Source organism: Oceanimonas aquatica, assembly GCF_030732065.1.
In the GTDB taxonomy this organism is placed as follows: Bacteria; Pseudomonadota; Gammaproteobacteria; order Enterobacterales; family Aeromonadaceae; genus Oceanimonas.
This window is the reverse complement of the sequence record NZ_JAVBHX010000009.1, coordinates 138,757-151,489: the sequence shown is the minus strand read 5'-3', so window position 1 is coordinate 151,489 and position 12,733 is coordinate 138,757. Positions and strand designations below refer to the sequence as shown.

The 12,733-nt window shown below is 64.1% G+C and carries 10 protein-coding genes; 8 read left to right on the top strand and 2 right to left on the bottom strand.

All coding sequences use genetic code 11. The features are described from left to right. Positions 1-15 precede the first annotated feature (15 nt). From ppc to Q9290_RS13680, 8 genes are all read left to right on the top strand, one after another. A complete protein-coding gene (gene ppc / locus Q9290_RS13715) occupies positions 16-2,637 on the top strand; it encodes a phosphoenolpyruvate carboxylase (RefSeq protein ID WP_306080220.1) in 2,622 nt (873 codons plus the stop codon). A gap of 242 nt (positions 2,638-2,879) precedes the next feature. Further along, complete coding sequence (gene ybaK / locus Q9290_RS13710) at positions 2,880-3,341, top strand: Cys-tRNA(Pro) deacylase (protein WP_306080219.1); 462 nt, start codon at positions 2,880-2,882, stop codon at positions 3,339-3,341. A 72-nt stretch (positions 3,342-3,413) separates the two neighbouring features. Beyond that, entirely contained in the window at positions 3,414-4,691 is a 1,278-nt protein-coding gene (locus Q9290_RS13705) for an imelysin family protein (RefSeq protein ID WP_306080218.1), read from the top strand. Between the two features lie 92 nt (positions 4,692-4,783). Then, positions 4,784-6,169 (top strand): di-heme oxidoreductase family protein, encoded by a 1,386-nt coding sequence (locus tag Q9290_RS13700; protein WP_306080217.1) that lies wholly within the window; start codon positions 4,784-4,786, stop codon positions 6,167-6,169. Next, entirely contained in the window at positions 6,166-7,164 is a 999-nt protein-coding gene (locus Q9290_RS13695) for an imelysin family protein (protein WP_306080216.1), read from the top strand. Before Q9290_RS13700 ends, Q9290_RS13695 begins: the two co-directional genes overlap by 4 nt. After that, positions 7,164-8,240, top strand: a complete 1,077-nt coding sequence (locus Q9290_RS13690) for a DUF1513 domain-containing protein (protein WP_306080215.1) — start codon at positions 7,164-7,166, stop codon at positions 8,238-8,240. Before Q9290_RS13695 ends, Q9290_RS13690 begins: the two co-directional genes overlap by 1 nt. A gap of 116 nt (positions 8,241-8,356) precedes the next feature. Next, positions 8,357-8,608, top strand: coding sequence for a GlsB/YeaQ/YmgE family stress response membrane protein (locus tag Q9290_RS13685; protein ID WP_306080214.1), 252 nt, complete (start codon positions 8,357-8,359; stop codon positions 8,606-8,608). A gap of 78 nt (positions 8,609-8,686) precedes the next feature. Continuing rightward, positions 8,687-9,088, top strand: coding sequence for an NUDIX hydrolase (locus Q9290_RS13680; protein WP_306080213.1), 402 nt, complete (start codon positions 8,687-8,689; stop codon positions 9,086-9,088). Positions 9,089-9,138: 50 nt separating this feature from the next. On the opposite strand, the gene metL is transcribed toward Q9290_RS13680, so the two are convergent. Together metL and metB are read right to left on the bottom strand one after the other, a co-directional pair. Next, positions 9,139-11,571, bottom strand: coding sequence for a bifunctional aspartate kinase/homoserine dehydrogenase II (gene metL / locus Q9290_RS13675; RefSeq protein ID WP_306080212.1), 2,433 nt, complete (start codon positions 11,569-11,571; stop codon positions 9,139-9,141). Beyond that, positions 11,572-12,732, bottom strand: a complete 1,161-nt coding sequence (metB, locus tag Q9290_RS13670) for a cystathionine gamma-synthase (RefSeq protein WP_306080211.1) — start codon at positions 12,730-12,732, stop codon at positions 11,572-11,574. Between the last annotated feature and the right edge of the window lies 1 nt (position 12,733).

The window sequence follows — 12,733 nt, the reverse complement described above, 5'->3', positions numbered from 1 at the left end:
ACAAAAGAGGCAGATATGGATAATCATGCGGCACTCAGGGCCAATGTTGGCCTGCTGGGGCAGTTGCTGGGCGATGCCATTCGGGATCATCACGGACAGGCCTTTCTCGACAAGATAGAAACCATTCGCCAGCTGGCCAAGTCGGCCCGCCAGGGCAACGACGAGGATCAGCAACAGTTGCTGACCATCCTCAAACAGCTGAGTGACGACGAGCTGCTGCCGGTGGCCCGCGCCTTTAGTCAGTTTCTTAACCTGGCCAACGTGGCCGAGCAGTTTCACACCATCTCCCGGGGCTATCGTCAGGACGCCGGCCCCAATCCCCTCGATCAGGTGTTTGAACGGCTGAAAGGCGCCCAGGTCGGCGAAGCCGCCATTCGCGAGGCCGTAGCGTCCCTCGACATCGATCTGGTTCTCACCGCTCATCCCACCGAGGTGACCCGCCGTACCTTTATTCACAAGCATGTGCAGCTGAACGACTGTCTGGCGGCCCTGGAGCTGGATCTGCCTGAAACGGAAAAGGCCGATCTGCTGGCCCGGGTGGATCAGCTGATCACCCAAGCCTGGCACAGCAACGAAATCCGCGCCCAGCGCCCCACTCCGGTGGATGAGGCCAAGTGGGGCTTTGCGGTTATTGAAAACAGCCTCTGGCCCGCCCTGCCCCGCTTTTTGCGCCAGCTCGACCAGCGCCTGGAAAGCGAACTGGGTGAGCGCCTGCCGCTGGACGCGGCTCCGGTGCGCTTTACTTCCTGGATGGGCGGCGACCGGGACGGCAACCCCTTCGTCACCGCCAGGGTGACCGAGGAAGTGCTGCTGCTGGGCCGCTGGATGGCCAGCTCGCTGTTTCATAACGACATTCAGGAGCTGGTGTCGGAGTTGTCCATGTCCGAGGCCAGCACCGAGCTGCGCGCCGCCAGCGGCGACAGCGATGAGCCCTACCGGGCGGTACTGCGACGGCTGCGGGAAGATCTGCGGGAAACCCTGCTCTACCTCAATGCCAAAGTGCAGGGTCAGAAGACCGATGCCCGGGATCTGATCACCCACACCGAGCAGCTGCGCCAGCCCCTGGAGCTGTGTTACCGCTCACTGCAGCAATGCGGCCTGGGCAAGATTGCCGACGGCCTGCTGCTGGACGTGATCCGCAAGGTGGCCTGTTTTGGCATTCACCTGCTCAAGCTGGACATTCGTCAGGATGGCGAGCGCCATACCCAGGCGCTGGCGGAGATCACCCGCTATCTGGGACTGGGCGACTACGCCGAATGGAGCGAGGCCGACAAGCAGGCGTTTTTGCTCAACGAGCTCAACTCCCGCCGTCCGCTGCTGCCCCGTCAGTGGCAACCGTCCGACGACACGCGGGAAGTGCTCGACACCTGTGGCGTGATCGCCCGTCACCCGCGGGATGCCTTTGGTATCTATATCATCTCCATGGCCGGTGAGCCGTCGGACGTGCTGGCGGTGCAGCTGCTGCTGAAAGAAAGTGGCGTCGACTTCCCCATGCCGGTGGCGCCGCTGTTTGAAACCCTGGACGATCTCAACCACGGTGCCGCCGTGATTGAGCGGCTGTACCAACTGCCCTGGTACCGGGGCTATATGCAGGGCCGGCAGTACGTGATGATCGGCTACTCCGACTCGGCCAAGGACGCGGGCATGCTCGCCGCCGGCTGGGCCCAGTACAGCGCCATGGAAAAACTGGTGGCCATCAGCGAGCGTGAAAAGGTCACCCTCACCCTGTTCCACGGCCGCGGTGGCAGCCTGGGCCGGGGCGGCGGTCCGGCCCGCCAGGCCATTCTGGCGCAGCCTCCCGGCTCCACCCTTGGGGGGCTGCGGGTCACCGAGCAGGGCGAGATGATTCGGTTCAAGTTCGGCCTGCCTCAGGTGGCCATCGACAGCCTGGCGCTCTATGCCAGTGCGGTGCTGGAAGCCAACCTGCTGCCCCCCCCCGAGCCCGAGCCCGAATGGCGCGAGCTGATGAACACCATGGCCGAAGTATCCTGCGCCCATTACCGTTCGCTTATTCGCGGTGAGCCCAACTTTGTGCCCTATTTCCGCGCCGCCACCCCCGAGCTGGAGCTGGGCAAGCTGCCCCTGGGCTCCCGCCCGGCCAAACGCAAGCCCAACGGCGGGGTGGAAAGCCTGCGCGCCATTCCCTGGATCTTTGCCTGGACCCAAAACCGGCTGATGCTGCCCGCCTGGCTGGGCGCCCACAAGGGACTGGAGAAAGTCATGGAAGATGGTCACGAAGCTACCCTGCGTGCCATGAGCCGGGGCTGGCCCTTCTTCTGTGCCCGTCTCGACATGCTGGAAATGGTTTTCCTCAAGGCCGACCTGGGCCTGGCCGCCTACTACGACAGCGTGCTGGTACCGGAAAAACTTAAAGGCCTGGGCAAGCAACTGCGGGACGAACTGCGCGCCAGCACCAGCCTGGTGCTGCAACTGAAGGAGGAAGCTGAGTTGCTGTCCAAGGAGCCCTGGATCAAGGAGTCCATCAAGCTGCGCAACCCTTACACGGATCCGCTCAACGTGCTGCAGGCCGAGCTGCTCAAGCGCTCCCGGGAGCAGGGTGACATTCACCCGGTGCTGGATCAGGCACTGATGGTCACCATCGCCGGCATCGCCGCCGGTATGCGAAACACCGGCTGACGCCGGGTGTAAGCAGTCCGGTATCAAACCGAGTTACAGGTTGCCGCTTCAGCGGCAATATGCGGGCAGGCTGCCCGCGCTCCAAATACGGCACGATCCGGTGGAGCGCAGGCTGCCAGCCTGCATTAGCGCCGCAGGCGCTTCAAAAAAGCATTTGCCATTTCCCCAGCCCAGCCCCGTCATTCACCCTTCCCACTCCCCGCCGTTATCTGCATATCTCTCAATATCACCGGACTTCCACCATGACCCCTGCCATTCTGTTTCTGGAAAAGCAAAACGCCGCCTTTACCCTGTATCAGTACGACTGCACGGCCCAGGACGACTTTGGTGCGCACGCTGCCGAACAGCTGGGGGTACCGCTGGCCAGGGTGTTCAAGACCCTGTTGACCGAGGGCGAACAAGGCGCCGTGGTGGCGCTGGTGCCGTCGTCGGGCAAGGTCAATCTCAAACGGCTGGCCAAAGCCGCCGGGGTGAAAAAGCTGGAAATGATGCCGCCGCAAAAGGCCGAGCGTTTAACCGGCTTCAAGGTGGGCGGCATCAGCCCCTTTGCCCAGAAAAAACGCCTCACTACCGTGATCGACGCTTCTGCCAGTGAGCACGACACCGTACTGGTGTCCGGCGGCAAGCGGGGCCTGTCGGTGGGGCTGTCGGCTCAGGAAATCGCGCGCCTGCTTAAGGCGGTCTGCGCTCCCATTGCCGAATAAGTCCGCACTTTTTCATTGTTTTCCTGTCCTTTATGCCATTAGAATCACAGCATCAATGTAAACGATTCTCAAATGCATAAGGATAAACAGATGCACTTCCGGAAACTCGCCCTGGCCACCGCCATCGGTGGCCTGCTGAGCGCCTGCGCCCAGACCAGCACGCCTGCCGTGACCCAGGAGCAGGTGGTGGAGCACTACGCCGACATCGCTCAGGCCGTGTACAGCGACTCGCTCAGCACCGCCCAGGCCCTGGATCAGGCCATTGCCGCCCTGCTGGCCAACCCGAGTGAGCAAACCCTGGCCGAGGCCCGCACCGCCTGGCTGGCCGCCCGGGTGCCCTATCAGCAGTCGGAAGTGTTTCGTTTCGGCAACCCCGTGGTCGACGACTGGGAAGGTCAGCTTAACGCCTGGCCGCTGGATGAAGGCCTGATCGACTACGTGGCCCCGGGCTATCAGCACGAGCTGGGCAACCCGGGCGCCACCGCCAACATCATTGCCAGCACGCAATTGCAGGTAGGCGGCGAGCTGCTGGACGTGAGCACCATTACTCCCGAGCTTCTGGCCAGCCTGAATGAACTGGCCGGCTCCGAAGCCAACGTGGCCTCCGGCTACCACGCCATTGAATTTCTGTTGTGGGGGCAGGATCTGAACGGTACCAGTGCCGGCGCCGGTGAACGGGCTTGGAGCGACTTTGCCCTGGGTGCCGACTGCACCAACGGCCACTGTGACCGTCGCCGCGACTACCTGCAGGCCGCAAGCCAGCTGCTGATCAACGATCTGCAGTACATGGCGGGCCAGTGGCAGCCGGGCCAGGACAACTACCGCGCCGAACTCACTGCCCTGCCGGCGAAAGAAGGCCTGCGCCGCATGCTGTTTGGCATGGGCTCGCTGTCGCTGGGTGAGCTGGCCGGCGAGCGCATGAAGGTGGCTCTGGTGGCCAACTCGGTGGAAGACGAGCACGACTGCTTCTCCGACAACACCCACCACTCTCACTACTACAACGAGAAAGGCATCAGCAACCTGATGTTCGGCACCTATCAGCGCGCCGACGGTTCCACCCTGCAGGGCCCGTCTCTGCTGCAACTGGTGGCCCAGCAAAACGACCAGGCCGCCACCCAGATCGGCGAGCAGTTCCGCACCAGTGAACAGGCCGTTTATCAGCTGGTGCAGTCCGCCGAGGTCAACAAGGTGCACTTCGATCAGCTCATCGCCGCCGACAACCCCGAAGGCAACCAGCTGGTCACCGACGCCATCAGCGCTCTGGTGGAGCAGACCCGCGCCATTGAGCTGGCCGCCAATACCGTGGGCATCAACAACCTGAACCCGGACACCGCCGATCACGAATTCTGATCTCGCAGCATAAAAAACCAATAAATAAAGAGGGACCGGCGGTTGCCGGTCCCGACAATAACGCTCGTATTGCCCTTCACTCTGGAGTCCTTATGTCGTTTCGACTCACCGGTCTGCTGTTTTGCGCTGCCTTTGCCCTGAGCGCCCAGGCCAATCCCGCCCTGCCCGGCGGCGACACCACCACCACCAAAACCGGCGCCAACGCCTTTTCCATGCCCGCCTCCAACCTGAGCTTTGACAAGCGCCTCGACTTCTCGGTGGGCAACAGCTTTTTCCGTAACCCCTGGGTTGCCGCCCCGGCCACCACAGACGCCCGCGACGGCCTGGGCCCGTTTTTCAACACCAACGCCTGCCAGAGCTGCCACATCAAGGATGGCCGCGGCCACCCCCCCGCCTTTGACGGCGACAATGCGGTAAGCATGCTGGTACGGCTGTCGGTTCCCGCCGACGAGAGCGAACAGCACCAGGCCTACCTGCGCACCCTTGGGGTGGTGCCCCATCCGGTCTATGGCGGCCAGCTGCAGGACATGGCCATTCCCGGCGCCGTGCCCGAAGGCAAGGTAGCCATTCGCTACACGCCCGAAACCGTGCGCTTTAACGATGGCAGCACGGTGGAGCTGCGCCGGCCTGATGTCAGCATCGACCACCCCGGCTTTGGCGAGCCCGGCTCGGCCCTGCTGACCTCGGCGCGCATCGCCCCGCCCATGATCGGCCTGGGCCTGCTGGAAGCCATTCGTGAGGACGACCTACTGGCCGGGGAGGATCCGAATGATGAAAACCATGACGGCATTCGCGGCTACGCCAACCGGGTATGGGACGCGGCCCGCGAGCAAACGGTCATCGGCCGCTTTGGCTGGAAGGCCGGCCAGCCCAGCCTGCGCCAGCAAAATGCCGGCGCCTTTGCCGGCGACATGGGGCTGACCTCCAACCTGGCACCCGCCGACGACTGCACGCCGGACCAGACCTGCGGCCAATACCCGGACGGCGGCCAGCCCGAGGTGAGCGACGACATTCTCGACTCGGTCACCTTCTACAGCCAGCACCTGGCGGTGCCCGCCCGGCGCAACCTGGACGATCCCCAAGTGCAGGCCGGCGAGCAGCTGTTCCTGGCCCTGGGCTGTGCCGGCTGTCATACCCCCTCTTACACCACAGGCACACACACCAGTCCGGCCCTGAGCGGGCAGAAAATCTACCCCTATACCGATCTGCTGCTGCACGACATGGGCGAGGGTCTTGCCGATCATCGCCCCGAGTTTAACGCCGGCGCTCGCGAATGGCGCACTCCGCCGCTGTGGGGCCTGGGCTATGCCGATGAAGTGGCAGGCGAGCCCGCCCGCTACCTGCACGACGGCCGTGCCCGCACCCCCATGGAAGCCGTGCTCTGGCACGGTGGCGAGGCCGAAACGGCACGCAACCGGGTGCTGGCCGCCAGTGCCGAAGAGCGTGAACAACTGATTGCCTTCCTGGAGTCGCTATGAAATTTCGCCTGCTTTCACTTACCGCCCTTGGCCTGCTCACCGCCTGCCAGAGCCAGCCACCGGTTGACCCGGCACTCGGCAAGCTGACTCAGGCCCACCTTGGCCTGATGCGCCAGCAGGCCGACGAGCTGGCCGGCGAGCTGCGTCAACTTGATGAAACCAGCCGGGCCTACTGCGCCGGTGAACAGCCCCTTGCCACCGTGCAGCAGCAATGGCGCGACGCCTTTGCCGCCTGGACCGCTCACCAGGGCCAGAGCGGCGGCCCGCTGGACGCCGCCGGCCTGAGCTACGCCTTTCAGCTGTGGCCCGACAAAAAGGACACCACCGGCCGCCAGCTAGCGCGTCAGCTGAACCAGCCCGGCCCGCTCAAGGGCGCCAGCATTACCCTGGGGGCGGTGGAACACCTGCTCTATGAAGACCTGTCACAGACACAACGCTGCACCCTGCTGCCCAGAGTGAACGAGCAACTGGTACAAAACGGCGAGCGGCTGCAGATGGCCTGGTACAACCCGTCCGACTATGAGCAACAGCTGGAGCAAATGGCCATTCAGGGCGGCGACAGCGTGCTGCTGGTGCAGATCCTCGGCCAGCTCGCCCACCGCTTTGATCGCATTGAAAAGAAACTGGATTTGCCACTGAACACGGTCGACCATCCCCGTCCGCTGTTTGCCGAGGCCTGGCGCAGCGAACAGTCGCTGCACTTTGTGCGCACCAGCCTGCAAAGCCTGGAGCGGGAATATCAGGACGGCGGCATTCGTGCTTATCTGCAGCAAAAGCATGACACCACCCTGATCACCGAGCTGGATGAGGCCTTTGCCGACACCCTTAACCACCTGCCCGAGGGCGACAGCCTGACCCACTGGCTGCGGGGGGACAACTACGCCGCCCTGCTGCGTTTCAAGCTCTCCTTTGATCGCCTGGGCAGCAAGCTCAAGCTGCGCCTGCCCGATGCCCTGGGGATCAGCCTCGGCTTTAACGCCACGGACGGCGACTGATGCAGCGCCGGCAATTTTTAAAAGGGCTCTCCGCCGCCGGCGTGCTGTGCAGCCTGGGGCTGGCCGGCTGTACCTTGCCGCAACGCAAGCGCGGCTACCTGGTGGGCGGTGGCCGCCGTGACGGCGGCCACCGCTACGTGGTACAGGCACTCAACCTGGACGGCAGCCTGCGCTTTGAGCTGCCGCTGCCGGACCGGGGCCACGGCATGGCGGCCCACCCCACACGCCCGCTGGCGGTATGCCACGCCCGCCGCCCCGGCGGCTACCTGGCGCTGTTCAACCACGAGCAGGGCAGGCTGTTGCAGGTACGCGAGGCCGACCATGAGCGCCATTATTACGGCCACGGCGTGTTCAGCGCCGACGGCCGGCTGCTTTACACCACCGAAGGGGTACGCAGCAGCAGCGAGGGCGTGATTGGTGTCTATGCGCTTGAAGGAGAGCGGCTCACCAAGATAAACGAGTTTACCGGCTTTGGCCTGGGGCCCCATGAAATATGCCGCCTGCCCGACGGCAATCTGGTGGTGGGCGTGGGCGGCGTGCACACGCAGGGGCGCGAGCCGTTGAATCTGGACACCATGCAACCCAGCCTGAGTTACCTCGACGCCGGCACCGGCAGAGTGCTGGAGCAACGGGGCCTGGCCGACCGGCATCTGTCCATTCGCCATCTGGCGGTCACCGCCGACGGTGAAGTCTTTACCGGCCAGCAATATCGCGGCAGTCCCGACGACTACCCGCCACTGATCGTGCGCCACCGCCGGGGCCGCGAACTGGCACCGCTTGGCGGTGAGCCATTGGACTGGGCCCGCTTCAACCATTACATCGCCAGCATTGCGGTCACCGACGACTACATTGCCGCCACCTCGCCCCCGGGCAACTGCTACGGTCTGTGGCACAGACCCAGCGGCGAGCTGATCCGCATTGCGCCCCTGCCCGATGCTTCAGGCGCCTCGGCGGATCAGGGCCACATATGGCTGGGCAGTGGTCAGGGTGGTATCAGCCGGCTCGATATCCAGGGCGAGGAAACCCGCTTCTACTCCCCCTGGCAGTGGGACAACCACTGGTCGCTGATCGGCTAACCGGATGCCGAAAGCTTGTTGCTGTACAGCTTCCAGCTTCAAGCTCATCACTGACAGCTGTGGGTTCCGCTGGGCTATGCTTGAAACAGGTTAAAAAACAAGCAATGGAGTGCATCATGGGTTATCTCAGCTGGATTATTTTCGGGTTGATTGCCGGCTTTCTGGCACGCTGGATCATGCCAGGGCGGGACGGTGGCGGCCTCATCATGACCACCCTGCTCGGTATTGCCGGCGCCTTTGTGGGCGGCTGGGTGGGCGTGCGGCTGGGCTTTGGCACCGTCACCGGCTTTAATCTGGGCAGCATGCTCACCGCCGTGATTGGCGCCCTGTTTCTGCTGTTTGTATACCGCATCATCAGCCGCTCGTAACCCCGCACCATTTAATTCACCGAAGCCAGTTGAGCTTTGGCACAATACCCTTCTTGTTCATTAAGCCAGGGAACCTTCATGAAAGCACCCAAGGTCGGCGTTATCGCCGTGGTCTGGCACCGGCAGCAAGTGCTGCTGGTGAAACGCAAACACGCTCCCCATGCCGGGCACTGGGGCTTTCCCGGTGGCAAGCTCGAATGGGGAGAAACCATGAGTGCGGGGGCCGCCCGGGAACTGCAGGAGGAAACCGGCGTGATCGCCCGCATGGAGACTCCCTTTGCCTGCTACGACGTACTGGCCGAAGAAGCCGGCGAGCTGGCCCACCACTATGTAATGGTGGCGGTACGCGGCCACTATCAAAGCGGCACCCCGGTGGCCGACGACGACGCCGAAGCCGTGGCCTGGTTCAGCCCCGAGGCCCTGCCCTCACCGCTGTGCCCGGATCTGAAAGACATTATCGAACGCTCGCAACAAGGCTGAGGCCGACACCATACCTGAAGATGAAAAGGCTCCCGCAGGAGCCTTTTTCGTTACAGTGCGGCCAGCAGTTGCCACAGATCCGCCTGCACGGCGGCGGCGGTCACTTCCCGCCCGGCGCCCGGGCCCTGGATCACCATGGGGTTCTGGCGGTAGTGGCGGGTTTCAATGGCAAACACATTGTCGCCGGGGCGCAATGGCACAAAGGGATGGTTAACCGGCACCACTTCCAGCCCCACGCTGGCGCTACCGCTGTCGGCGTGAAAACGAGCCACGTGGCGCAGCACACCGCCCTGCTGCTGCGCCTCGGCCAGCCGTTCGGCCAGGGCCTCATCGAGCCGGTGCAGGGCCTCGAGGGCATTTTCCTTGTCCAGTCCGGCCAGCTCGTCGGGCACCAGACTGGCGACTTTCACCTGCTCGGGGTCGAGATCGAAGCCGGCTTCCCGGGCCAGGATCACCAGCTTGCGCTTGACGTCCTGACCGTTGAGATCGTCCCTCGGATCCGGCTCGGTCAGGCCCTGCTGCCAGGCCTGCTGCACCAGCTCGGAAAACGGCTGGCTACCGTCGAAATGCTGGAACAGCCAGCTCAAACTGCCGGAAAAGATGCCGCTGATGGCCCGAATCTGTTCCCCCGACTGGCGCAGCTGGTGCAGGCTGCTCTGCACCGGCAGGCCGGCGCCCACGGTGGCATTGCTGAGAAACTTCACCCTGTGCTCGGCCAGGGTTTGCTTCAGGGCCGCGTAATAGTCCTGACTGGCGGCGCCGGCCTGCTTGTTGGCGGCAATCAGGTGAATGTGCTGCTGCACCAGGGCCGGGTAATACTGCACCAGGCTCTCGGAGGCGGTGCAGTCCAGTGCCACCATGGTGTCGAAGCCGTGCTCCTCCAGGTTTTCCAGCCAGTCGGGCCAGACCAGGCTGTGGGGTTCAAAGTCGTTGAGCACCTTGTCTACCTCCAGCCCCTGGCTGGCCAACATGGCTCCTTGGGAGTCGAACACCCCGTAAAGGGTCAGCCGCAGGTTCAGCTCCTGCTCCAGCCGGGCCTTTTGCTCCTTGTACAGACGCAGCCAGGCCTGGCCGATATTACCCCGGCCAAACAACAACACGCCCACCCGTTTGGGCCGGCTGAACAGGCTTTGGTGCAGCCGCTGCAGCAGCGGATCGAGCGCGGTTTTACGCACCACCCCCACCAGGCTAAGGGCGTTTTTGGCCGGCTGAATAAACTCCATCGGCTGTTCGGTCAGCGCATGGTAAAACTGCAGGCACTGTTCGGCCTGACTGGTCACGTTCTTGCCCACCAGGGCCACCAGGGAAAAGCCTTCCCGCTGTTGCAGCCCTTCAAAGCCCCCGGCGGGCTGATGATCCCTGAGCAGCAGAAAGGCCTGTTCGGCCTGCTCCCGGGTATAGGCAATCTGCCACAGCTTGCGCTCGGGCCGGCGCTTGCAGGCCAGGGGCGCCAGTTCCCGCCTGGTCAGCCAGTCGGTCAGGGCGTCCACCCGCTCCTGGTAGCGATCGGAAATGGTCATTTCCACCAGCACGGTGTCGTCGACGGCGGTGACGATGCGCGCGCCCTGCTCCCGCCGGGGCCGGCGCTCAATGCGGGTATGGCCGTCGTCCGGGTGGTAGCTGCAACGCAGCATCAGCTGCTGGCGGCTGGCGGCCACCGGCCCCAGGGTGCGGCTGTGCAGTACCGGCGATCCCAGTCGTGCCAGCTCGGCGGCCTCGGGCAGCGCCAGTCGCTTGAGCAAGTGGGCCTCGGGAATGCGCCGCGGATCGGCGCTGAACACGCCGGGTACGTCGCTCCAGATGGTGGTGTGGGAGCTGTCGGCCAGGGCCGCCAGCAGAGTGGCGCTGAAGTCGGAGCCATTGCGTCCCAGCAACCGGGTATTGCCATCGTCATCGGCGGCGATAAAGCCGGTCACCACCAGCATTTGCCGAGCATGCCGGGCCAGAATATCTGCCAGCAGGCGCCGCGACATCTCTTCCTGCACCTGCACCGGAGTGCCGGATACCCGCAGAAAACGCCGGGCGTCCAGGCTGTCGGCAGCCAGGCCCTGGTGGCACAGCACCCGGGCCAGCAGCCGGGACGACCACACTTCACCAAAGGACTGAATAAAGCCGCGCTGATACTCGTCGAGCCGGTTTTGCTCCAGCACTTGCGCAATGGTGACAATGTCGTCGTCCAGGGCCGCCAGCAGGGGGGCGGCGGCCTCGGCGGGCAGCGAGGTTTCAATCAGGTTGCGCTGAAAGGCATGCAGACCCGCCAGCGCCTCGGGGGCGGCGGTATCGCCGCTGGCGAACAGGCTGAGCAGTTCAATCAGCCGGTTGGTGGTCTTGCCCGGGGCCGACACCACGATCAGGGCGTCGGGCTGTTGCAGCGTGCGAATAATACCGGCTACCCGGTGAAAACAGGCGGCATCGGCCAGGCTGCTGCCGCCAAACTTGTGCACCGGTCGCTGGGCGCCGGCCTCGGGCTCGAGAATGGTCATTTACTTGCTGAGTACCTTGAATGCGTTTTCCAGATCGTGGATCAGATCGCCGGCGTCCTCAATACCCACCGACACCCGCAGCAGCTGCTGGCTGATGCCGGCCTCGGCCAGGGCTTCCGGACTCATGGCGGCATGGGTCATGGTGGCCGGGTGGGCGATCAGGCTTTCCACCCCGCCCAGGGATTCGGCCAGGGAGAACAGCTGCAGCTGCTGCAGGAAAGCCTTGAGACCCGCCTCGTCGGCATCCAGCTCAAAACTGAGCATGGCACCAAAGCCGGCCTGCTGACGGGCGGCAATGTCATGGCCCGGATTGCCCGGCAGGCTCGGGTGATACACCGCCTTGACCTTGGGCTGGGTTTGCAAAAAGGCCACCAGCGCCTCGGCGTTTTCACAGTGCTGACGCATGCGCACCCCCAGGGTACGCAGGCCGCGCAGGGTCAGGTAGTTGTCAAAGGCGGAGCCGGTCAGCCCCAGGCAGTTGGCCCACCAGCGCAGCTGCTCGGCCATGTCCGGGTCGGCCGCCACCACGGCGCCACCCAGGGCATCGGAGTGACCATTGATGTATTTGGTGGTGGAGTGCAGCACCAGATCGGCGCCCAGAGCCAGCGGCTGCTGCAGTGCCGGCGACAGGAAGGTGTTGTCCACCACGCTGAGCGCGCCCACGTTCCGGGCGGCGGCACACAGGGCTTCGATGTCCACCACCCGCAACAACGGGTTGGACGGGGTTTCAATCCACAGCATGCGCGGCTTGCGGGCCATCACCTCGGCCAGGGCATCGGTGTCGGTTTGATCCACATAGGCCAGCTCGAACAGACCCTTGCTTGCCAGGGAGTTGAACAGCCGCTGGCTGCCGCCGTAGCAGTCGTGGGGCACCACCAGCAGGTCGCCGGGCTGCAGCTGGGAGGTGACGATCAGATTGATGGCGCCCAGGCCGCTGGCGGTCACCGCCGCACCGGCACCGCCTTCCAGGTGGGTCAGGGCGTCGAGCAGGGTCTGGCGGGTGGGGTTGCCGGAGCGGGCATAGTCGAACTGACGCTTCTGGTTGAAGTCGGCAAAGGAATAGGTGCTGCTCAGGTAAATGGGCGGCACTACGGCACCATGCTGCGTGTCACTCTCAAGACCGGTACGAACGGCGTGAGTCTGAGTCTTGTAATTCGGCATG